Genomic DNA, 20690 nt, shown 5'->3' on the forward strand with positions numbered 1-20690 from the left:
CATCCACGTCATGGTCAGCGACACCATGCACGACGGCACGGCGCGGGCGGCGGGCACGGCACCGTCGGCGGCGTTCCGCTCCGCGACCACGCTCCGCGTCAACGGCGAGCCGCGCACCCTGGTCGTGGACAACCGACGCGTCCTGCTGGACGTGCTGCGCGAGGACCTGGATCTCACCGGGGCGAAGAAGGGCTGCGACCACGGCCAGTGCGGGGCCTGCACGGTCCTCGTCGACGGACGCCGGGTCAACAGCTGCCTGCTGCTCGCCGTCGCCCTGGACGGCTGCGAGGTGACGACCGTCGAAGGACTTGCCGGTGACGGTGAGGAGCTGCACCCGCTGCAGCAGGCGTTCCTCGACCGGGACGCGTTCCAGTGCGGCTACTGCACTCCGGGGCAGCTGTGCTCCGCCGTGGGCGCCCTGGCCGAGGCCGCGGCCGGCCATCCCTCGCCGGTGACCGATCCGGCGGCGCCTTCCGGGCGGCCGGTGGCCCTCGACGCGGACGAGATCCGCGAGCGGCTCAGCGGCAATCTGTGCCGGTGCGGCGCCTATCCGCGCATCGTCGAGGCAGTGGAGGACGTGGCGCGGTGAAAGCGTTCGCGTACGTCCGCGCGGGCACCGTCGAGGAGGCGGCCGAGGTCTTCGCCGCGCGCCCCGGGGCGCGCCATCCGGCGGGCGGCACCAACCTGGTGGACCTTATGAAGCTCGGGGTGGAGCAGCCCTCCGCCCTGATCGACGTGGGCCGGCTGCCGCTGGACCGCGTCGAGGAGCTGCCCGGCGGTGCGCTGCGGGTGGGGGCCATGGTGCGCAACAGCGACCTGGCGGCCCATCCGCTGGTGCGCGGCCGTCACCCGGCGCTGTCGCAGGCGCTGCTCGCGGGCGCCTCCGGCCAGTTGCGCAACGCGGCCACCACGGCCGGGAACCTGCTGCAGCGCACCCGCTGCCCGTATGTCCAGGACGTGGACAAGCCGTGCAACAAACGGCAGCCGGGCAGCGGCTGCGGCGCGCTGGCGGGCGTGCACCGCGACCACGCGGTCCTCGGCTATTCCGAGCAGTGCATCGCCGCCCGCGTCGCTGGCGGGCGGCTCGTCCGGGACGGCGTCCTGGGGGCGGGCGGTGCATCAGGCGTGCCCCTGGCTCGCGGCGCGGCTCGCCGAGCACGCCGGTCCCCCGCCCGGGGCGGGGCTCAGCGCCCGCGCGGACAGCGCCGGGGAGGCGGACGCGGTGAGTTCGCGCGCCCGGCACGCCTTCGGGGCGCACGTCGCCGAGGTGGCGGTGGACACCGTCACCGGCGAGGTACGGGTGCGCCGGCTGCTCGGGGTCTTCGCCGCGGGCCGCATCCTCAATCCCCGTACCGCCCGTTCGCAGTTCACCGGCGGGATGATCACGGGGCTGGGCATGGCACTGACCGAGGGCAGCACGCTCGATCCGGAGTACGGCGATTTCGTGAAGCGGAATCTGGCCTCGTACCACGTGCCCGTGCACGCGGACGTCCCGGCGGTCGAGGCGCGCCGGATCGAGGAGGACGATCCCTGTCTCGGCCCGACGGGGAGCAAGGGGATCGGTGAGATCGGCATCGTGGGCACCGCGGCCGCCATCGGCAATGCCGTCCACCACGCCACCGGCGTGCGGTTACGGCGGCTGCCGCTGACGCCGGACCGGGTGCTCGGCGCGCTGCAGGGCTGACGGCGCCCGGTGCGGCCGGGGTCAGTCTGCGGACCGCGGCGCGGGGTGCCGCTCGGCGGCCTGCACCATCAGCAGCAGCGACAGGGCGGCCAGCGAGGCCATGGACGCGCACGCCGCGGTGAGCCCTGCGCCGGGGGGCGGAACCACCATGACGGACAGCGCGCGGGACAGCCCGGCGGAGGCGAACCGGTCCTCGGCCCAGCCGAGCGCCGCCAGCAGTCCGGGACCCACGCAGGAGGCGACGAGCACGCCCACGCCGGGGCGCACGGCCAGCAGCAGGGCCAGTGCCGCGCACAGCACCGACACCGCGAGGGAAAGGCCGCACACCGGCAGCGGTACGCCCTGCCGGTGCAGCGGGAAGTGGGCGGCGCCGCAGACCACGAGGGCCGCCGCGGCGATCCGGACGGGCCAGACGGGCGCCCGGCCGGCCGGGTGGTGCGCGTTCGGGCCGTCAGCGGCCAAAGCATCGTCGCCGGTGGCGGTGCCGGCCGGGCCGGTGCGGCCGGTCTCCTCGGTGACGGCGGCGGACGGCTCCGGCGGGGTCGGTGCGAAGTGGATGGTCATCTCGGCTCCCTGACGGGGGTGCGGGCGCGCCCGCCCCCCCGAGTGAGACACGCGACTTACCCGGACCATTACAAGGGGACGCTCAGCGGGTAGACCACTCACGCACGGCACTGGGGTGACGGACCGGACCCCGGGGGCCGTTCGCGGCAATTCTCACTCTCTGCAAGGAAACCATTCACTCGTTCGAATCGTATAAGTCTCCGGAACCCGAAACGAAGTCAGCGGGCCAAGCGACACCACAAGGACGACCCACCGCTTGATCGCGGCTGCACCGACAGGGGAGAGACGATGCAACCGTTCGCGCTCAACTACGCCCGTCCGGCAGCGGAACGGGAGACAGCCACGCCGTACGTCTACGACGCAGGACTGCAGCTGAACGTGCTCCTCGACGGCCGTATCGCCGCCTTCGACCACGCGCTGCTGAGGGAGCTGGGCACCACCACGTCCACGGCGGGCTCCAAGACGCATTTCGACGACTGAATCCGGCCGCCGACGATGACGGTACTGATCCTCACGGCCGAGGAGGACGTGACGGCGGACATGGTGGTGGCCCACCTGAACGCCTCCGGCGTCCCGGTGGTCCGGCTCGATCCGGCCGATCTGACGGCGGGTGCGGAACTGTCCGTGGAATATGGACGCGGCACCGTCCGCGGTCATCTGTCCTCCGGCAGGCGGCGGGTGAGCCTGGACGGGATCCGGTCGGTCTGGGTGCGCCGGCCCGGTGTGCCGGCGGCCCGGGCGGCCGAGCCGTCGCCCTGGCTCACCCAGGAGGCGGCGCAGGCCCTGTACGGGGTGCTCCGCGACTGCGGGGCGCGCTGGATGAACGATCCCGACGCGGCCCGGCGGGCCCGGCACAAACCGTGGCAGCTCAGGCTCGCGCAGCGCTGCGGCCTGCCGGTGCCCGCCACCGTCATCACCACCGTGCCGGGCGCCGCGCGGGAATTCGCCGAGCGCTTCCCGGATCTGGTGGTCAAGCCGGTCTCCGGCACGCACCCGCAGGAACCGCCGCAGGCGGTGCCCACCAGCCGGGTCGCGCCGGGCACCGATTTCGCCGCCGTCGCCTACGGCCCCACGCTGCTGCAACGGCGCATCGCCAAGCGGGCCGACATCCGCCTGACCGCCGTCGGCACGACGCTGCTGGCAGCGCGCAAGGAGATCCCGCCCGACGCGGACCCCGACGAGGTGGACGTGCGCTTCGCGGCACCGGGCGGGCCGTGGCGTCCGGCCGAGGTGCCCGAGGACACGGCCCGGCGCGTGCACGCCTACCTGCACCGGGCCCGGCTCGCCTACGGCGCCTTCGACTTCGTCGAGGACGTCGAGGGAACCTGGTGGTTCCTGGAGTGCAATCAGTCGGGTCAGTTCGGTTTCGTGGAGGTGGACACCGGTCAGCCGATCGCGCGCACCATCGCCGCGTGGCTGGCGGGCACAGCATGAAGAAGGGGGACCTCTGTGGCCGGATCATGACCTTCCCCGCCGACGAGTAACGGCACGGAGTGCCACGAGACGGCCACAGAGGTCCCCGCTGCACCGCCCGAGGGGTCAGACGGTCAGACGGCCAGCGACAGATCGCCCTCCCCGTCGGTCTGCGCGGTACCGGCCGACGTACCGCTTGTTCTCAGCAGCAGCGCGTCGGCCCGGGCGATGGCGTCGTGGATGCTGGTGGTGCCCATCATGACGCACAAGGTGTAACTGACGTCCTCCAGCTCACGGGCCGTCTCGGCCCGCTCCCTCTCCGCCTGAGCGATCTTCAGTGATGCGTAGCGAGTCAGCAACGTCCTGACGACCTTCGGGTCCGGAACCAGCACGGAGCGCCCCTCTCTCGAATTTTCCCTGCGTATGCCCCAGGCACGCCGTGCCATGCATACCGACCGCCTCGCGGCAGATAGTTGTCCTGAAACAGTCGATTTCCAGACGCTCGGCCAACGGGTCGGCCGTGGTCCGACGCCGGGGGTGGGCGGCCGTCAAAGACCGCAGGTGAGGCGTCTGCTGGACGCCGCCGTCCGGCGCTCCCCCGCGCTCGGGCCGCCGGCTGCCGCCCGTGTCCGCACCGAGGCGGGAAGCGGGCGCGGCAGGGCCGTGGCAGGACGGCAGGGGCGGCGCACCGCGCGGGCGCCTTCTATACGGTGCGGAGACAGCACTCCGTCACGGGACGGGCAGGAGGATGCGGGGCGGACCGGGCGGCAGGCCCGGCGGTCGCGCCGGCTCACGACCGGCCCCCGCCGGTGCTCGATGCGGCGCCGGAGGGACGAACCGGCGCGCGGCCGGGCCGCGCGCCGTGCTGATTTCCTCGGGTGAAGCCCACGGTGGCCTCCGCTGGACACTCGGCCGCCTCTGCGCAGGCAGCCCCCGTCCGCGGCGACAGGACACCGCGTGTCCCGGCAGAGTATCCGCAATATAGGGGTTTTTCGGGCGTTCAGCCAAGTTCGGATGAGCGATCCGGAGCCGGAACACAGGAGAACAGCCTGTCATGAGCCGCACAGGGCGGACGTCTTGCGGTGAACTAGGCGGTTCGACGGTGACCTTTTCGGCCTGCTCCGGAACGGGAAGGGCCGTACGTGGCCGATCACGTACCCTGTCGCGTCTCCTCGTCCGGTGACAGTCCGCCGCAGCGGCACACGGGGAGGTACGCCGTCAGGTGTGCGGGGCGGTCAGACGGGGCTGCGCTCAGCCGGCCAGGGCGCCGGCGAGGTCCATGGCGGCCCGGACGAGCTCGTCGTCCTCCTCGGTCAGCAGCATCCGCAGCATGTCCTGCCGGGCGCGCACGGCCTGCCGGGCACGCTGCTCCCACACCACGGGGTTCTCGCGCTGGTTGAGGAGCTTGGGGTAGACGGCGGCGACGGACTCCCACTGCCGGGCCTCGGCGATGCTCCGCAGCAGCCGGACGATCTGCGGCCGGCAGGTCACCCGAGGCAGCTGGGCCAGCTCCCAGAGGAAGGGAACCACGGCCGCGGTGGCCTGCTCCACCACGAAGCCGTACTGGCAGATCCGGCTGCGCAGCTCCTGCAGCGCCTCCCGGGCCGCCTCGGCGTCGCCGCCCGCCACGACCCGCAGCAGCCGGGGGATGTCGGCGGCGGAACCGGTGGAGTCCCTGAGGTCGCTCCAGGGCACCTGACCCAGAGCCGGCAGTGACCCCTCGGCGGTCGGGCCGCCGTGGGGCAGGGAGCAGCCGGTGCGGTGCGTGCTCGGCTGCTCCGTCGGTGCGGTGCGCATGGCGTCGGGCCTTTCCGAGGCGGTCGTACGGGGGGATGCCGCCGCAGCGGGTCCCGGGGTCCGGGTTCCGCGCCGCCGCGGCCCGCTGCCCGCGGGCGGAACGCGGCACAACGGCTGATGGCTCGTCAAGATCGTTCTGTGCAGGGCGTCTTCAGGTGGATCGACGCCCTGGCTATTATCCATGCCGACCGCAACCGCGTGCAATTGCAGGCGAAATTTCTCATGAAAGTGCGCGGAACGGGGAAGAGTGAAGACGAGCCGGGTCCGGCGGCAGGCCGGGCACGGTGCACGGACCGACGCGACAGCCAGGAGGGTGCGGTGTCAGCGGTACCGAACGGAGTACGGGCGAGCTCGCTGGACGTCAGCTGGGTCAAGAGCAGGCACAGCAACGCCACCGGCAACTGCGTGGAGATCGCCGCGCTGGACGGCGGCGGCATCGCGGTGCGCAATTCGCGGGACCCCGACGGCCCCGCCCTGGTCTACACCCCGGCGGAGATGGCCGCGTTCCTGGCGGGTGCCAAGGAGGGCGAGTTCGACCATCTGCTGTGAGACACAGGGGACTTGGCGGCTTGGGACCCTTCGCCGGTGCCGCCCCCGACAGCACAGGGGTGCGCTAATGTGGGTCCCAAGTCTGCCGGTCCACTGGGGAGTCTTGATGTCCGCCGAGCCGCATCGCACCTCCCGTCTCGAACCGTATCTGGACCGGCCGGAGCCGGCCCCGACGCTGCTGAAGATGCTGATCGGTGTCCAGCTGGCGGGTTTCCGCGAGGACGCCGGCATGTCGCAGGACCAGGCGGCACGCGCGCTCGGCTTCAGCCCCGCGAAGCTGTCACGCATAGAGTCCGGCAAGGGGCGCCGGCCACCCGCCGAGGCTGACGTCCGCCGCCTGCTGCGGCTGTACGGCACGGGCGAGTACGAGTACGCGGTCATGCTCAAGCTGCTGCGCAGAGCGGGCGAACCGGGCTGGTGGCAGCGCTATGACAAGCGGCTGATGCCCGAGTGGTTCGACCGGCTGGTCGGGCTGCAGGAGGCCGCCGCGGCGATCCGCACCTTCGAGATCCAGTACGTTCCGGGTCTGCTGCAGACCCCGGCGTACGTCCGGGCCGTGGTGGAGCGGGGTCTGCCGAGCGCCCCGGCCGGCGAGGTGCAGCGGCGTGTGGAACTGCGCACCCGGCGCGCCCAGTTGCTCACCCGTCCCGACGCGCCCCAGCTGTGGGCGGTGCTCGACGAGTCGGTGCTGCTGCGTGTGCTGGGCAACCGTGACGTCATGCGGGAGCAGCTCGAACATCTCGTGCGCATGGCCCGGTCTCCCCATGTGACGGTACAGATCGTTCCGTTGGACGTGACCGACGCGTGCGCTCCCAACACCCCCCTCACCTACTTGCGTTTCGGCGGTCTCGACCTGCCGGACGTGGTCTACCTCGAGCACATCCGCAGCGCCACCTTCCTCGAGGACCGGGACGAGACGGAGGAGTACCGGATCGTCCTGGACCGGCTGGCCGACGAGGCGCTGACTCCGCGGGAGTCCATCGAGCTGGTGCGCAGGACGATCGAGGAACGGTACGCGCCGTCCTGAGCGCGCACCGTGAACCTGGTGCGGCCGATCTCCCGTTGCCGTGCCGGTGTCCGTCTGACCCGTGATCACCGCCGGTGAGCCGCCGGGCCTGCCGTGCCCGGGGCGCAGCGGTGCGTGCCCCGGTCTGTCAGCGGACCACGCCTATGCCGCCGTACTCGATCCACTCGTGCGTCAGCTGCCGGGGCGCCACCTCGTTGTCGGGGCGCCAGGTGGAGACCTCCACCAGGCCCGGTTCGAGGATGTCCAGCCCCTCGAACCACTCGTCCACGTCCTTCTGCTCCCGCACCCGGCCCCAGTGGCCCTGGGTGACCTGGTCCATGAAGTCGGTCACGAAGGAGCGGACCTCGGGGTCGTCGCTGACCAGCTGGCACATGAGCATGATGCTGCCGGGCACCAGCCGCTCGCGGACCCGCCGCACCACCGCAAGCGGGCCGTCGGTGTCGCTGTCGGGGATGCAGTGGAACACCGAGTTGAACAGCACCGCCACCGGCCGGGAGAAGTCGATCAGTCGCCGGGTCTCGGGGTGGTCGAAGATCTCTTCGGTGCTGCGCATGTCGGCCTGGATGACCGCGGTGCTCTCGTCCTGCTGCAGCAGGGCCCGGCCGTGCACCAGCACCATGGGGTCGTTGTCGACGTAGACCACGTGCGTCGCCGGATCGACGCGCTGGGCCACCTGGTGGACGTTGTCCTGGGTGGGCAGGCCGGACCCGTGGTCGAGGAACTGCCGGATACCGTACTCCTCGGCGATCGTTCTCACCGCGCGCTTGAGGAAGCGACGGTTGTTCAGGGCGAGCCGGCGGGTGCTCGGAACGACCCTGTCCAGTTCTGCGCAGGCCGCGCGGTCGGCCGCGTAGTTGTCCTTGCCGCCGAGGTAGTGGTCGTACATGCGCGCGGCGGTCGGCACGTTCTCGTCGATCTTTGTGGACAGCCGGTTCACCGTAGACATCGCTCCCCCAACTCGCCGGATCCTCCACACCATCGGGGCGGGTGCCACAGAGCGTACAGCCTGGGGAAGCGGCGGTCTGCCGAAACGGCAGCGTGCGAGGGGAACGGCCCGCCTTTGCGTCCCAAGTGCCCGATCGACACGTATTTTTCACGCCGCGCAGCTGGTCCGGGCGCGGACGCGAGCTGCTTGCGCGTGCGCGGCGAGCGCACGCTCCCGTCCGCCGGCTCTCCCCCGGCCGGGCCCACGGTGCGCCTTAAAGAGCCCTTAACACTTCGTCAAGCATTCGCATGCGGCCGGCCGGATTCCCCGACAAGGGCGGACGAAGCGGGTGCCGAGCAGCGCCGGACTGTTTGGCCAGGGCTGCCGCGCTGCGTAACATGCAGGCCCACCGGCGGCGTGAGAGCGCTCTCAGAATGCGCCCGCCGCCGGCGTGCATCCCCCTTTGCCGAGCGCAAGGAGACACCCCCCACATGGCACCTCGTCATCAACGCACCTTCGGCCGCCGGAAGTTCCTGGCCGCTCTCGGCGGGGCGGCCGTGGCGGCGCCCGTCGTCGCCGCGATCGGCCCGCAGGCCCTGGCCGGCACCCCCGCGAAGCGTTCCGCGGCCGCCGCGGGCGGACTCCCGCTCACGGTCGTCAACAACAGCGGTTCCTTCGGCGACGACTCGGTCTACGTGTACATCGTGGGCAACCAGGACGGCCGTCAGGTGCGGGTCACCCCGGACGGGACGCTCGCCCCGATCAGCCTGTCGGACAACGGCGCGGACGGCTTCACGGACTACGCGATCCCCCTGGCGGGCAGCGGGCAGAGCCTGAACCTGCCCTACATGTCCGGCCGGATCTATGTGTCCCTGGGCGAGAAGCTCAAGCTGAAGGCCGTCGCCGACGGTAACGGCAACCCCGCCCTGCAGTACCCGGCGGGCTGGGTCTCCTCGGACCCGAACTACCCGGTCCTGCACGACTGCGTGGAGTTCACGTACAACGCCTCCGGCATGTACTGCAACACGACCATGGTCGACATGTTCAGCGTGCCGCTGAGCATCGACCTGACCGGCGCCAAGCAGCAGACCACGGGCACCGTGCGCGACGGCGGGCGGGCCGAGGCGTTCGCCGCCGTCCGGGCGAACGACGCGTTCTCCCGGCTCGTCATCGACGACACCCGGGTCATCGCCCCCGGCCACGGGCTGGACGCCGGGCTGTTCCCCAAGGACTACTACGCCTCGTACATCGACGCGGTCTGGAACCAGTACACCGGCCAGGACCTGCTGGTCACCACCAACGCCGGCCGCTTCACCGGCCGGGTGCAGGGCGACCGGCTGGTCTTCACCGGGCCGGCCGACGTCTCCTTCGCCAAGCCCTCCACCCGGGACGTGCTGTTCTGCGACGGTGCGCTGGCCGCGCCCAACGACGGGACGAGCGGCCCGGTGGCGGCGGTGCTCGGCGCCGGTTTCAACCGTTCGACGCTGCTGTCCGGCAACGAGCAGCCGGTGACCGACGCCTCCGCCTTCTACCTCGGCGACGTCACCAATCACTACGCCCGGGCCATGCACCAGGCGACCGTGGACGGCAAGGCCTACGGCTTCGCCTTCGACGACGTGGCGGGCTTCGCCTCGTACATCGAGGACTCGGCCCCGACGGGCATCAAGGTGACGATCACGGCGTTCTGACGCCCGGGGCGCACAGCCCGGCGGGGCGGGCCGACCCGGTTGTGCGCCGGGTTCCGGCGTGCGCGGGGCGGGCGGACGTAGCAGCGTGAGAGCGTGCGCATGCTGTCCCACCTGCCGGCGCGCCGGGACCCCGGCCGGCGCGGCTGGCTGAGCGGTGCCCCGCCGCCCCGCTGGATCCGGGCGCTTCCGGTGGGCCTGGCCGCCGTGGTGGGCGCGGTGGCGCTGCTGAGCCCTGGGCCCGTGGACATCGGCTTCGTGCTGGGCGCCATCCCGCCGCTGGCGGTGCTGTCGTACGGGCCGGTGGCGACCACGCTGATGGGTGCCGTCGCGCTGGTCCTGCTGACCGCGCCGGTGTTCCGGCTGGGGCATCCCGGCGACACCGACCTGGAGACCGTGTGCTTCGTCGCCGTCCTCAGCGTGTTCCTCGCGTTCGTGCGCAGCCGCCGGGACGCCCAGCTGGACCTGGAGCGCACGGTCGCCGAGGCGGCACAGCGGGCCGTGATGCCGTCGCTGCCGCCGCGGGTCGGCCCGGTGCGCTGTGTCGGCCTGTACCGGGCGGCCCAGCGCGGGACCCTGGTCGGCGGGGACTTCTTCGACGTGCGTGCGGGACCGTACGGCGTCCGCGCGGTGCTCGGCGATGTGCAAGGGCACGGGCTGGCGGCGGTCGCGACGGTCGCCGCGCTGCTGGGCAGCTTCCGTGAGGCGGTCCTGGACCGGAGCGAGCTGACGGCGGTCGCGGCCGCCCTGGACCGCCGTCTGGTGGTGGAGACGACCGAGGTGCGGCAGGCGGAGCTGTTCGCCACCGCCGCGCTGCTGGAGTTCTCCTCCGACGCGCGGTCGGTTCAGGTGATCACCTGCGGGCATCCTCCGCCGGTCCTGCTGCGGGACGGACGGGCCGCCGAGATCGAGGTGGAGCCCTGGACGCCTCTGGGGCTGGGCCTGTCCGGCGGGGTGCCGCGGCGGGCCGGGCGCCGGGTGGTGCTGCGGCCGGGCGACGTGCTGTTCCTGGCGTCGGACGGCGTCTTCGAGGCCCGCGACGCCCACGGCGCGTTCTACCCCCTGCTGCAGCGGCTGCCCCGGCTGGCCGGCGAGGACCCCGCCGGCGTCGCCGGCCGTGTCCTCGCCGATGTTCTCGCGCACTGCGGCACGGTGCGCGACGACGTCACCATGCTCGTCCTCACTCCCTGCCCGCCCGACGGCCCGCCCGCGGCCCGCTGACCGCTGCCGGGGTCCGGGCCGCCGGGCCAGGGTTCAGGCCGCCGGGGCGCAGGCCGTGTCCGCGTTCTCGTGGACGGGGGCCGGCCGGGGAGCGGCGGACCGCTGTGCGGGCAGGTTGCGCGCGGGCAGGCCCGGTGCGGGCACGCCGGCCGGACCGGCCGGCTCCGGTCCGGCGCCGGCCGGGACGCCGGAGGTCCGGGCCTCCTGGGCACGGCGTGTGCGGCGCTCCCGCAGCACGGCACCGCCGCCGACCGCGCCGGCGATGAGGACACCGCCCGCGACCAGGGCGCCCCGGGCTCCGGCGAGCTGCATCAGCAGGCCCAGCAGCGGCGGGCCGATCAGGCTCCAGCCCGTGGAGGCGGTGCGCCACACGCCGAGCACCCGTCCGCGCATGTGGGCCGGCGGGTCGGTCTGCAGCACCGTGGTGCCGGCGGTGTCGCTCACCGACTCCACCACGGCCATCGGGGCGACGATCAGCAGCAGCACCCACAGCCGCGGGGACAGCCCGGCGGCGATCTGCAGCACGGCACCGGCGGCGGCCAGGGCGCCGACCAGGCGCACCGAGGGGCGGCGCAGCCGGCCGGCCAGCACCGCGCCGGCCACCCCGCCGACGGCCAGCACGGTGGAGACGGTGCCGAAGGCGCCGGCGCCGCCGGCGAGCGGGCCGGTGACCAGCACGGCGAGCGTCAGTCCGTAGTTCCGGCCGAAGACGCCGCTGAGCGCGGTGATGACGGCGAGGGCCACCAGGCGTGGCCGGCGCAGGAAGAACGCCAGGCCGTCGCGGGCGCCGGTGCCGCGCCGGGCGGGTGCCGCGGCGGACCCGAAGCTGCGGGCGGCGGGCCGGCCGTGTTGATCGGCGGCGGGATGCGGGCGCAGGAAGGGGATCACCGCGGCGACGGCGAGGAAGGACAGGCCGTTCGCGGCGTAGGCCGCGCCGGGGCCCCACCAGCCGATCACCACGCCCGCCAGGGCGGTGCCGCCCACCCGTCCGACGTTGCTGACCACCGAGCCGAGCGCGATCGAGGAGGGCACGTCCTCGACCGGCACCAGGTCGTTGCCGAGCAGGGAGCAGGCCGGCCCGTCGACGGTGGCGATCAGACCGGTGACGGCCGCGAGCGCCATGAGCGCCGGGACGGTGAGATGGCCGGTGACGACGAGGGCGGCGGTGAGCAGGCCGACCAGGGCGAGCAGGGCCTGGCTCGCCGCGGCGGTGAGCCGGCGCGGCCAGGCGTCGACCGCGGCCCCGCCGATCAGCCCCAGCAGCAGTCCGGGCGCGGCCTGCACGGACAGGGACAGGCCGGTGACCGCGGCGGAGCCGGTCAGCTGCAGCATCAGCAGGTTCTGCGCGGTCAGCTGCATCCAGGTGCCGGCGTTGGAGACCAGGTTGGCCGCCGACCACAGGCGCATGTCGCGGTGGCGCAGCGCCCGCCAGGGGGCGCGGTTCTCCTCCGCCGCCGCTCGGCGGCCCGGCCCACGGCCGAGCAGGCGGCGGACGGCCGGGGCCACGCGGCGCGGTGCGGGCGCGGGGGCAGAGGTGAGGGAAGTGGATGAGGCCACGGGAAGACGCTTTGCGTGAGAGACCGGACAGCGTTCCGTGCTGTGCCGTCGGCGGTCCGGGCGGCTCGACGGTGAGGCGCGGCCGGGCACAGCGGCTGCCCATCCTCACAGACGGACGGGGACAGTCGGTGGCCGCGGCGGCCGCCGGCGGCCGCCGCACGCGTCAACAGGCGTGCACGGTACGGCAGTCGGCCCTCCGGTGGTGTTGCTCACACCGGGGGCGGAGCCCCGGCCGCACGGGGCGGGAGCACGTGACCCGGCTCGCAGATACGAAGGCGGGACCGGTCCCCCGTTCCGGTCCCGCCCCTGCGGCGCGTCGAACCTATGTGATCACCACGGCGCCCGGAAAGCGTGCCGATGCCCACTCGGGCGCACGAAGGACTCACGTGTGCACAATCGAGTCCGCGTTGTCCTCGGTCGCCCTCATTCGTCCGCGTCGACGGCCGGGGTGTCCAGATCGCCCGCCGCCAGATGGGCCAGCACGACCTCGTACAGGTCGCTTCCGGTGGCGAGGACCCGGCGTTGCAGCACCGGCTCCACGCCCCGCAGGTGGCCGCGGACGGTCTGGGCGTGGACGCCGAGCCGCTGCGCGGCGCGTTCGGCGTTGCCGTCGGCGGCGATCCAGGCGCGCAGAGTGCCGCGCAGGTTCCGCGGATCCGCCGACAGCCGCCCGAGGAGTTCCTGCGCCCAGGTGCGCAGGGCGGGCGCGGTGAGGAGATCACGGAGGCGAACCGTTCCTCCAGGCGGTGCGGCCGCCTCGGCGGCAGCCGACGCGTCCCGGCCCGCCTGGGTGTTCAGCGCGAGGTGCACCACGGCCCGGACACTGAGCCGGGACAGGTCCGCGCCGAGCAGGCCGGCCGTCCGGTCCATGCGGGCCCGCACGGTGTTCCGGCTCACCCCCAGGATCCGGGCGGCCCTGACGGCCGTGAACTCCAGGCCCAGCCGGGTGGTGCCGATCAGTTCGGCGCGGACGTGGCGGGGCAGGACGTCCAGCGGCCGCAGCAGCCGGGCCGACCAGGCGAGGAGCGCACCACGGTCCATCAGCCGCTCGGGGTGCGTGCGCTCGGCGTACAGGGCCGTGCCGTCCGGGTGGCACCGGGCGAGCGCGAGGGCGCTGACGGCCTGCCCGTACGCCGTCGCGGTCCGGGCGAGGCTCTGCCGGGTGCTGCCGCCGAGCCAGGTGCCGGGCCGGGCGGCGACGTACGAGCGCAGCGCCCGGCAGGTCGCCTCGGCGGGTGCGAGCACGATGACATGCCCGTCCTCCGCCGGGCAGCGGACCACGAGGGCGTGCTCGCCGACCAGCTCCAGGCATTCCTCGGCGAGCCGCTCCCGGTCCTCGGGCCGGGTCTGCAGGACGTACAGGTGCACGGTGTCGGTGTCGAGCAGCCCGGGCCACAGTCCGGCGGCCACCCGGCGGGCCGAGACGGTGTCCTCCACCATCAGCAGCTGCAGGATCGCCAGGCGCAGCGCGGACGTCGCCTCCCGCAGCCGGCGCCCGGTCTCCTGGGTCTGGCGGGCGCACAGCAGCAGTCCCACCACGGTCGCGGTGTGCGTGACCATCTCCGCGGTCTCCGCGTCGAAGGGGGCCGTACGAGCGACGACCAGCACGGCGAGGGGAGGCGAGTGCGGGCCGCCGACCCGCACCGCGCGCAGATGACGGCCTCCGTCCTGCAGTGCCGCGGAGGCGAGCCGTCCGGATCCGACGTCCGCGAGCAGATGTTCGTTCAGCGGCAGGGGCCGGCCGGCGAGGCGGGCGCCGGTGCCGTCCAGGAGGCAGGCCGTGCCCTTCACCGCGTCGGCCAGCCAGGACACCACCCGGCGTACGTCCTGTCCGGCGGGACGCAGCTGGCCGAGCAGTTCCTCGGCCCAGGTCGTCCGCCGCCGGTCCCGCTCCTGGACCGCGGTGGCCCCGTGCTCTCGGCCGGCCATGCGGGCGCTCTCCTCTTCCGTCTCGTTCCGTGTGGTCTGCACATGCCGAACCCGGCGTCCGTCGGCCGGGAACGTTATCAGTGGCGGCCGCGCAGGGGTACGGCGCGGTGACGCCGCGTGCATCACAGGGGCTCCGCCGCGGGGTCCGCACGGCGACGGCGGGACCGTTCCGGGGCTGTGCCGCGAGGGTCACGCGGCGACAGCGGGAGGCGCACCAGGGGGCGCAGGATCCACGGGTGGTCACGGTGGCCGGCGGGCGGCCGTGTGCGTCCGGGAGCGCACGGAGCCGACGTGCGCGGGCGCGTCCGGCGGCGCGCGCGGCGCGGCGGCGATCACTCTGCATAAGCTCGGCGGATGGCGCAGTACTTCGACGTCCATCCGGACAACCCCCAGCCGCGTGCCGTCCGTCAGATCGCGGACAGCGTCCGCGAGGGTGCCCTGATCGCGTATCCGACCGACTCCTGCTACGCCCTGGGCTGCCGGCTGGGCAACCGCGAGGGCATGGACCGCATCCGGACGATCCGCCACCTGGACGACCGGCACCACTTCACGCTGGTGTGCCAGGACTTCGCGCAGCTCGGGCAGTTCGTGCGGCTCGACAACGACGTGTTCCGGGCACTGAAGGCGTCCACCCCCGGCAGTTACACCTTCATCCTCCCGGCCACCCGGGAGGTGCCGCGCATGCTGCAGCACCCGAAGAAGAAGACGGTCGGGGTGCGCATCCCGGACCATGTGGCCACCCAGGCGCTCCTCGCCGAGCTGGGTGAACCGCTGGTGTCGAGCACCCTGCTGCTGCCCGGCGAGGAGGAGCCGATGACGCGGGGCTGGGAGATCAAGGACCGGCTCGACCATGTGGTGGACGCGGTGGTCGACTCCGGTGACTGCGGCACCGAGCCGACCACCGTCGTCGACTTCTCCTCGGGCCGGCCGGAGATCGTGCGGCGGGGTGCGGGCGACGCCTCCCGTTTCGAGTGAGCCGGGTCCCGCTCCGCATGCGGCGGGCCCCGCGCGGGTGAGCGCCGCCGGTGCCCGGTGCCGCCGGCGGCCCGCGGGGCCGGTGCGGGGGCGCGGACGCCGCGTGCGAGCATGGTGGTGATCCACTTCCCCGGCTGCCCCGCGAGCCGGGGCATCCCCTCCGCCGGCGAGGGGCTCTCGTCGGCGGCCTGCGCAGAGAGGCAGCATGCCCATGACCGCCGTAGAGGGACAGGACATCGACATCCCGACGCCGGACGGCACCGCCGACGCCTACCTCGCCCACCCCGCGGACGGCCGCCCGCACCCGGCCGTCGTGCTCTACCAGGACGCCTTCGGTGTGCGCCCGCATCTGAAGGCCATGGCCGACCGGCTCGCCGGGGCCGGCTACACGGTGCTGGTGCCCAACGTGTTCTACCGGCACGGCCGCGCCCCCGTGGTGGAGCTGCCCGAGTTCATCGATCTGTCCGAGCGCCCCGAGGTGTTCCAGCGGATCATGCCGATGATGCGGGAGCTCACCTGGGACGTGGTGCGCCGGGACTCGGGCGCCTGTCTGGACTGGCTGGCCGGCAGCCCGCTGGCCGCCGACGGCCCGGTGGGGCTGACCGGCTACTGCATGGGCGCTCGGCTGGCCCTGCTGACTGCCGGCTTCCACCCCGACCGGGTCGCCGCCGCGGCCGGCTTCCACGGCGGCGGACTGGCCACCGACGACGAGGACAGCCCGCACCGGGTCGCCGGACACGTCCGTGCCGAGCTGTACTTCGGGCACGCCGACGACGACCCGTCCATGACGCCGGAGCAGATCAAGCGCCTGGAGGACGCGCTGAGCGCGGCGGGCGTACGCTTCCGCAGCGAGCTGTACACGGGCGCCGCGCACGGCTACACGCAGGCCGACACGGCCTCCTACGACGAGCAGGCGGCCGAGCGCCACTGGGAGGCCCTGCTCGGCCTGCTGGAGCGCACCCTCTGACGGCACGGGCGCTGCCCCGGGCAGGCCGGGCCGTCACCACTGGCCCGGCCGGCTGCCGGTCACAGGCCGGGAGGGGGTGCCGTCCACGCCGACGGGCACCTCGCCCTGGATCATCACGCGGTGCATGATGCGCGGGAAGCCGAGGTGGGCGGTGTCGCCGGGCGCGAGATGGATGGTGGCCCGGTTGTCCCAGAAGGCGACGCTGCCCGGCTCCCAGCGGAAGCGGACCGTGTACTCGGGCCGCACCGCCTGTTCCAGCAGCATCTGCAGGATCGCGGCGCTCTCCGCGCGGGAGAGCCCTTCGATCTGCTCGACGTAGTAGCCGTTGACGAACAGCACCCGCTCCCCCGTCTCGGGGTGGAGACGCACCAGCGGGTGCACGGTGGCGATCTGATGGTCCAGCAGGTGCCGGACGTAGGCGTCGTCGCCGGGCCGCGGCTGGTAGCCGACGCCGAGCCGGTGTTCGGCGCGCAGCCCGTCGACGAAGGCGCGCACCGGGGCGGACAGGCCGGCGTAGGCGGCGGCCAGGTTGGACCAGGTGGTGTCGCCGCCGTAGGGCGGCACGGTCTCGGCCCGCAGGATCGTCGCGGCCGGCGGGTCGACGCGGGCCCCGTGGTCGCAGTGCCAGCCGCGCAGCAGCGTGTGCCGGCGCCGGTGCAGCCATTCGTCGTGGTCCATCCCGTACCGTCCGCCCAGCTCCAGACGGTCCGCGGTGGTCTCCACCTCGGGGACGCCGGGCGGCGAGACGCTGCCGCGCCGCCGCAGCACCACCGGTTCGCCGAAGCGGCGGGCGAACGCCACGTGCGCGGCGTGGTCCAGGTGCTGCCCGCGGAAGAACACCACCTTCCAGCGCAGCACCGCCTCCCAGATCTCCGACACCACCGCGTCGTCGAGGTCCCCCGCCAGGTCGACGCCGCTGATCTCGGCTCCGATGTGCCCGGCGACCGGCCGTACCTCGATCCTGCCGGCTCGCCGTCCGCCCGCTGTGCCCGTGCTCGTCGTCATCTGCGCTCCGCTCCACTGCTCGGGTGCTGCTCGTCGGTGACGCTCCACCCGATCGTGACAGCGATGCGCCGCCGGGCGACAGAGCGTGGCCGTGCCGCCCGGTGACGTTTCGCGCGGTGCGCGGCGCGCCGCGAGCCGGGGCGGCGTCAGGCCTTCGGCTGCCCGGCCTTGTCCGCTCCGGCGGCGACGGCGCGGGCCCAGAGCACCAGGGGCACCTGGAGGGGCAGCCGGCCGTAGGCCACGGCCCGCTGTGCGGCGGGACGGTGGCGCCAGTCCACGGCCATCTTCACATTGGCCGGGAAGACCCCCACGAAGAACGCGGCCGCGGCCAGCGCGGCGGCCTTCCGGGTCCGGGGGACGGCGAGGCCGGCGGCCAGCGCCAGCTCGGCGGCGCCGCTGGCGTAGGTCCAGGTGCGGGGGCGGCCCGGCAGGGCGCGCGGGACGATGGAGTCGAACGGCCGGGGAGCGGCGAAGTGGGCGACGCCCGCGGTGGCCAGCAGGCCGGCGAGCACCCGGGACGAGCGTGCGGACCGGGACACGGTTCCTCCTTCTGCGGATGATGCGCACGCATGCTACTGAACGGTAAGTATGTGGCTGCGCCGGGGGCACCGGTCCGGCGGGCGGCGGGCCTTTGGAGGGAAAATCCGGCCGCGTCGGCGTGCGGTCGCACCACGCCGTTCACATTCCAGCCGTGACCCTCCCGCTGATCCCGCCCATGCTCGCCACGCCCGGCTCGCTCCCGCCGCCCGCGCAGGACTCCCGCTGGGCGTACGAGACCAAGCAGGACGGGCAGCGCGCGGTGGTCTATCTCGCCGGGGACGGCACCGTGGTGCTGCGCTCCCGGTCCGGGGAGGACATCACGGCCGCCTATCCCGAGCTGCGGCCGCTGGGCTCGGCCCTGGGCACCACGCCCGCGGTGCTGGACGGCGAGATCCTGGCGCTGGACGCGTCGGGCCGGGCGAGCTTCCAGCTGCTGCAGCAGCGCATGGGGCTGGCCCACGCCCCCGGCCGTGCACTCAGGCGGGCCGCGCAGACCCCCGTGCACCTGGTGCTGTTCGACGTGATGCACCTGGCCGGGCGGTCGCTGCTGGCGTGGCCCTACCACCGGCGCCGCGAGCGTCTTCAGGCGCTCGGGCTGCACGGGCCGCACTGGTCCACGCCCCGCGCCCTCGTCGGCCACGGCGAGCGGGCCCTGGCCGCCACCCGCGAGCACGGTCTGGAGGGTCTGGTGTGCAAGCGGCTGGACTCGGTGTACGAGCCGGGGGTGCGCTCACGGGCCTGGATCAAGATCCGCAACATGCGCAGCGAGGACGTGATCGTGGGCGGCTGGCTGCCGGGCAGGGGACGGCTGACGGGGCTGCCGGGCGCCGTGCTGGTCGGGCAGCGCGGCGGCGGCCGGCTGCGCTGCGTGGGCAGCGTGGGCACCGGCTGGAGCGAGGCGGAGCGCGCACAGCTGGCGGCGCTGCTCGCGGAGCTGGCGACGGACGTGTGCCCGTTCGATCCGGTGCCGACGGCACGCGGGGCGCACTGGGTGCTCCCCCGCCTGGTCGGCGAGGTGCGCTACAGCGTGCGGACCCGGGCGGGCCTGCTGCGCCAGCCGTCCTGGCTGCGGCTGCGCCCGGACCTGACCCCGGAGGAGTCGGCGGCGGACCTGCCGGACGACGCGGCGGGGTGAGGTGCGGCGGGCAGGTCCACCCGGGTTCGCCGGCGCACGGACGCCGCCGCCGGCGCACGGACGTCCGCGCGGCTCTGGGCGGCGCGCCCGCTGCGTGGGCGTCCTCCGCGCGGGTCTATCGTGTCCCGCATGTCCGTCCCCGAACTGATCCGTATCGTCTCCCGTGACTCGCCGATGGCGCTGGCCCAGGTGGAGCGGGTCCGGGCCGAGCTGGCCGCGCTGCACCCCGGGGTGCGCACCGAGGTGGTCCCGGTGAAGACCACCGGCGACAAGTGGCTCGGCGAGCTGTCGAAGGTGGAAGGCAAGGGCGCCTTCACCAAGGAGGTCGACGCGGCGCTGCTGGCCGGTGAGGCCGACCTCGCGGTGCACTGCCTGAAGGACGTGCCGGCCGACCGGCCGCTGCCGGCGGGGACGACGTTCGCCGCGTTCCTGAAGCGGGACGACATCCGTGACGCGCTGGTGCATCCCGGCGGGCTCGGCCTGGACGAGCTGCCGCCCGGGACCCGGATCGGCACCTCCGCGGTGCGCCGGACCGCCCAGCTCGCGGCGACCCACCCGCACCTGACATGTGTGCCGTTCCGGGGCAACGCCAACCGCCGGCTGGACAAGCTCGCCGCCGGGGAGGCGGACGCGCTGCTGCTGGCCGTGTCGGGGCTGGAGCGCATCGGGCGGACGGACGTGATCAGCGAGGTGCTCTCCCCGGAGACGATGATGCCGCCGATCGGCGCGGGCATCCTCGCCCTGCAGTGCCGTGAGGACGACACGGACCTCATCGAGGCCGTCGCCGGGCTGGGCGACCCGGACACCCATCGCGCGGCCACCGCCGAGCGGATGTTCCTGCATGTGCTGCAGGGGCACTGCAACAGCCCGATCGCCGGCTACGCGCAGGTGGACCGCAGCGGTGAACTGTCGCTGCGGGCCTGTGTGTTCACCCCGGACGGCAAGACGCGGCTGAACGCCCACGAGTGGGCGGGCCGGCTGGATGCGGCCACGCTGGGCACCTCGGTCGCGGTGGCCCTGCTGCGGCAGGGCGCCCGCGAGATCATCGACGGCATCGCCCACTGAGACGCGCCCGGTCCGGCCGCTCCCGGCGGCGGGCGGGCCGGCCGGGGTCAGCCGGCGGTGCCCGGCCCGGACTGGTCGCGCAGGAAGTCGGCGACCTGGTGCGCCAGCTCGCCCTGGCCGCCGCAGCCCGCGGCGTTCGCCCCGACGGTCTCCTCGAGCACGCCGATGCCGCCGGTCCACAGCCGGCGGTCGGTCCACTCGTCGTCGACGCGCAGCTGGATCTGGACGTCGACGAGGGCGAGGGAGGTCTCCGGGGCCGCCGCGTACAGCACCGCGGTGGCACGGCGCAGCGGGTAGAGGTCGTAGCCCTCGATGAACTGCGAGCTGCGCCAGTCGACGAAGGCCGCCTCGCCGTCCGGGCCGGTCCGCACGTCGATCTGGCCGTCCTCCAGGTGGATGCCGCAGGGGCGGGAGCCGCGGTTCTCGGCGGTGATCCGAAGACGGAAGTACGTCAGCCCTTCGGCGGCGTCGTCGCGTCCGCGCGGCGGCTCGGCCGGCTCCAGCCGGTGGACGCGGACCCGCAGACCGGCATGCTCGTCGTACTCATGCCAGTCACCGACCACGTTCGGCTCGTACACAGTCCACCTCTCGACTACTGGAAGCTGCTTCCTATCCGGGCGCCGAGCGGACTGTCAAATGAACCGAATGCGGC

At 73.9% G+C, this 20690-nt stretch carries 21 protein-coding genes and 1 pseudogene; 13 read left to right on the forward strand and 9 right to left on the reverse strand.

Annotation, left to right across the window (positions count from 1 at the left end; genetic code table 11):
• Positions 1-25: 25 nt before the first annotated feature.
• The 3 genes and pseudogenes from IE286_RS18075 to IE286_RS18085 all read left to right on the forward strand — a co-directional run bounded on the left by IE286_RS18075 (position 26) and on the right by IE286_RS18085 (position 1684).
• Positions 26-589: a (2Fe-2S)-binding protein gene (locus IE286_RS18075; protein ID WP_189797824.1), complete on the forward strand. Its 564-nt coding sequence runs from the start codon at positions 26-28 to the stop codon at positions 587-589.
• Positions 586-1062: pseudogene (locus IE286_RS18080) on the forward strand (FAD binding domain-containing protein); the annotation flags it as partial. The gene IE286_RS18075 and the pseudogene IE286_RS18080, both read left to right, overlap by 4 nt.
• 52 nt (positions 1063-1114) lie before the next feature.
• The gene (locus IE286_RS18085) at positions 1115-1684 is read left to right on the forward strand and encodes a xanthine dehydrogenase family protein molybdopterin-binding subunit (protein WP_372462572.1); all 570 of its coding nucleotides are present in this window, start codon (positions 1115-1117) and stop codon (positions 1682-1684) included.
• Positions 1685-1705: 21 nt separating this feature from the next.
• Here IE286_RS18085 and IE286_RS18090 read toward each other — a convergent pair whose 3' ends face one another.
• Positions 1706-2248 carry a hypothetical protein gene (locus IE286_RS18090; protein WP_189797794.1) on the reverse strand — a complete coding sequence of 181 codons (543 nt, stop codon included), beginning with the start codon at positions 2246-2248 and terminating at the stop codon, positions 1706-1708.
• A gap of 288 nt (positions 2249-2536) precedes the next feature.
• Between IE286_RS18090 and tgmA the strand changes: the two genes are divergently transcribed.
• A complete protein-coding gene (tgmA, locus tag IE286_RS18095; protein WP_125496423.1) occupies positions 2537-2728 on the forward strand; it encodes a putative ATP-grasp-modified RiPP in 192 nt (63 codons plus the stop codon).
• A gap of 15 nt (positions 2729-2743) precedes the next feature.
• Positions 2744-3682 carry an ATP-grasp ribosomal peptide maturase gene (gene tgmB / locus IE286_RS18100; RefSeq protein ID WP_189797795.1) on the forward strand — a complete coding sequence of 313 codons (939 nt, stop codon included), beginning with the start codon at positions 2744-2746 and terminating at the stop codon, positions 3680-3682.
• Between the two features lie 113 nt (positions 3683-3795).
• On the opposite strand, the gene IE286_RS18105 is transcribed toward tgmB, so the two are convergent.
• Both IE286_RS18105 and IE286_RS18110 read right to left on the reverse strand, forming a co-directional pair.
• On the reverse strand, positions 3796-4053 hold the full coding sequence (locus IE286_RS18105; RefSeq protein WP_189797796.1) for a DUF5133 domain-containing protein: 258 nt from the start codon (positions 4051-4053) through the stop codon (positions 3796-3798).
• Between the two features lie 859 nt (positions 4054-4912).
• Positions 4913-5458 carry a hypothetical protein gene (locus IE286_RS18110; RefSeq protein ID WP_189797797.1) on the reverse strand — a complete coding sequence of 182 codons (546 nt, stop codon included), beginning with the start codon at positions 5456-5458 and terminating at the stop codon, positions 4913-4915.
• 318 nt (positions 5459-5776) lie between these two features.
• On the opposite strand from IE286_RS18110, the gene IE286_RS18115 reads away from it, so the two are divergent.
• Both IE286_RS18115 and IE286_RS18120 read left to right on the forward strand, forming a co-directional pair.
• Complete coding sequence (locus IE286_RS18115; protein WP_189797798.1) at positions 5777-6007, forward strand: DUF397 domain-containing protein; 231 nt, start codon at positions 5777-5779, stop codon at positions 6005-6007.
• Positions 6008-6113: 106 nt separating this feature from the next.
• A complete protein-coding gene (locus tag IE286_RS18120; protein ID WP_189797799.1) occupies positions 6114-7034 on the forward strand; it encodes a helix-turn-helix domain-containing protein in 921 nt (306 codons plus the stop codon).
• Between the two features lie 127 nt (positions 7035-7161).
• Here IE286_RS18120 and IE286_RS18125 read toward each other — a convergent pair whose 3' ends face one another.
• Positions 7162-7980 (reverse strand): SAM-dependent methyltransferase, encoded by an 819-nt coding sequence (locus IE286_RS18125; protein ID WP_189797800.1) that lies wholly within the window; start codon positions 7978-7980, stop codon positions 7162-7164.
• A gap of 470 nt (positions 7981-8450) precedes the next feature.
• Here IE286_RS18125 and IE286_RS18130 point away from each other — a divergent pair, with 470 nt between their 5' ends.
• Both IE286_RS18130 and IE286_RS18135 read left to right on the forward strand, forming a co-directional pair.
• Entirely contained in the window at positions 8451-9647 is a 1197-nt protein-coding gene (locus tag IE286_RS18130) for a glycoside hydrolase family 64 protein (protein ID WP_189797801.1), read from the forward strand.
• A 99-nt stretch (positions 9648-9746) separates the two neighbouring features.
• Positions 9747-10865 (forward strand): PP2C family protein-serine/threonine phosphatase, encoded by a 1119-nt coding sequence (locus tag IE286_RS18135; RefSeq protein WP_189797825.1) that lies wholly within the window; start codon positions 9747-9749, stop codon positions 10863-10865.
• Positions 10866-10898: 33 nt separating this feature from the next.
• Here the strand turns inward: IE286_RS18135 and IE286_RS18140 are convergent, their stop codons facing one another.
• Together IE286_RS18140 and IE286_RS18145 are read right to left on the reverse strand one after the other, a co-directional pair.
• Complete coding sequence (locus tag IE286_RS18140) at positions 10899-12272, reverse strand: MFS transporter (RefSeq protein ID WP_189797826.1); 1374 nt, start codon at positions 12270-12272, stop codon at positions 10899-10901.
• A 573-nt stretch (positions 12273-12845) separates the two neighbouring features.
• Positions 12846-14351, reverse strand: a complete 1506-nt coding sequence (locus IE286_RS18145; protein WP_189797802.1) for a helix-turn-helix domain-containing protein — start codon at positions 14349-14351, stop codon at positions 12846-12848.
• A gap of 354 nt (positions 14352-14705) precedes the next feature.
• Here IE286_RS18145 and IE286_RS18150 point away from each other — a divergent pair, with 354 nt between their 5' ends.
• Positions 14706-15326 (forward strand): L-threonylcarbamoyladenylate synthase, encoded by a 621-nt coding sequence (locus IE286_RS18150; RefSeq protein WP_189797803.1) that lies wholly within the window; start codon positions 14706-14708, stop codon positions 15324-15326.
• A 211-nt stretch (positions 15327-15537) separates the two neighbouring features.
• Positions 15538-16293, forward strand: a complete 756-nt coding sequence (locus IE286_RS18155) for a dienelactone hydrolase family protein (protein WP_189797804.1) — start codon at positions 15538-15540, stop codon at positions 16291-16293.
• Positions 16294-16326: 33 nt separating this feature from the next.
• On the opposite strand, the gene IE286_RS18160 is transcribed toward IE286_RS18155, so the two are convergent.
• Together IE286_RS18160 and IE286_RS18165 are read right to left on the reverse strand one after the other, a co-directional pair.
• Entirely contained in the window at positions 16327-17298 is a 972-nt protein-coding gene (locus IE286_RS18160; RefSeq protein ID WP_189797805.1) for a TauD/TfdA dioxygenase family protein, read from the reverse strand.
• Between the two features lie 146 nt (positions 17299-17444).
• Entirely contained in the window at positions 17445-17837 is a 393-nt protein-coding gene (locus IE286_RS18165; RefSeq protein ID WP_189797806.1) for a DoxX family protein, read from the reverse strand.
• A 152-nt stretch (positions 17838-17989) separates the two neighbouring features.
• Here IE286_RS18165 and ligD point away from each other — a divergent pair, with 152 nt between their 5' ends.
• Positions 17990-18973: a non-homologous end-joining DNA ligase gene (gene ligD / locus IE286_RS18170; protein ID WP_229863077.1), complete on the forward strand. Its 984-nt coding sequence runs from the start codon at positions 17990-17992 to the stop codon at positions 18971-18973.
• A gap of 129 nt (positions 18974-19102) precedes the next feature.
• Positions 19103-20038 (forward strand): hydroxymethylbilane synthase, encoded by a 936-nt coding sequence (gene hemC / locus IE286_RS18175; protein WP_189797807.1) that lies wholly within the window; start codon positions 19103-19105, stop codon positions 20036-20038.
• A gap of 47 nt (positions 20039-20085) precedes the next feature.
• On the opposite strand, the gene IE286_RS18180 is transcribed toward hemC, so the two are convergent.
• On the reverse strand, positions 20086-20616 hold the full coding sequence (locus IE286_RS18180; RefSeq protein ID WP_189797808.1) for a hypothetical protein: 531 nt from the start codon (positions 20614-20616) through the stop codon (positions 20086-20088).
• Positions 20617-20690 lie beyond the last annotated feature (74 nt).

The organism is Streptomyces thermodiastaticus (assembly GCF_014656135.1).
Lineage (GTDB): Bacteria > Actinomycetota > Actinomycetes > Streptomycetales > Streptomycetaceae > Streptomyces > Streptomyces thermodiastaticus.

Bases quoted from the DNA above. Each gene is read 5' to 3' on its own strand.
- IE286_RS18135 (WP_189797825.1), top strand. From the start codon at position 9,747: ATGCTGTCCCACCTGCCGGCGCGCCGGGACCCCGGCCGGCGCGGCTGG.
- tgmB (WP_189797795.1), top strand. From the start codon at position 2,744: ATGACGGTACTGATCCTCACGGCCGAGGAGGACGTGACGGCGGACATG.
- IE286_RS18125 (WP_189797800.1), bottom strand. From the start codon at position 7,980: ATGTCTACGGTGAACCGGCTGTCCACAAAGATCGACGAGAACGTGCCG.
- IE286_RS18150 (WP_189797803.1), top strand. From the start codon at position 14,706: ATGGCGCAGTACTTCGACGTCCATCCGGACAACCCCCAGCCGCGTGCC.
- tgmA (WP_125496423.1), top strand. From the start codon at position 2,537: ATGCAACCGTTCGCGCTCAACTACGCCCGTCCGGCAGCGGAACGGGAG.
- IE286_RS18140 (WP_189797826.1), bottom strand. From the start codon at position 12,272: ATGCGCCTGTGGTCGGCGGCCAACCTGGTCTCCAACGCCGGCACCTGG.
- IE286_RS18155 (WP_189797804.1), top strand. From the start codon at position 15,538: ATGACCGCCGTAGAGGGACAGGACATCGACATCCCGACGCCGGACGGC.
- IE286_RS18075 (WP_189797824.1), top strand. From the start codon at position 26: ATGCACGACGGCACGGCGCGGGCGGCGGGCACGGCACCGTCGGCGGCG.
- IE286_RS18110 (WP_189797797.1), bottom strand. From the start codon at position 5,458: ATGCGCACCGCACCGACGGAGCAGCCGAGCACGCACCGCACCGGCTGC.
- IE286_RS18145 (WP_189797802.1), bottom strand. From the start codon at position 14,351: ATGGCCGGCCGAGAGCACGGGGCCACCGCGGTCCAGGAGCGGGACCGG.
- IE286_RS18120 (WP_189797799.1), top strand. From the start codon at position 6,114: ATGTCCGCCGAGCCGCATCGCACCTCCCGTCTCGAACCGTATCTGGAC.
- IE286_RS18090 (WP_189797794.1), bottom strand. From the start codon at position 2,248: ATGACCATCCACTTCGCACCGACCCCGCCGGAGCCGTCCGCCGCCGTC.
- IE286_RS18160 (WP_189797805.1), bottom strand. From the start codon at position 17,298: ATGACGACGAGCACGGGCACAGCGGGCGGACGGCGAGCCGGCAGGATC.
- hemC (WP_189797807.1), top strand. From the start codon at position 19,103: ATGTCCGTCCCCGAACTGATCCGTATCGTCTCCCGTGACTCGCCGATG.
- IE286_RS18130 (WP_189797801.1), top strand. From the start codon at position 8,451: ATGGCACCTCGTCATCAACGCACCTTCGGCCGCCGGAAGTTCCTGGCC.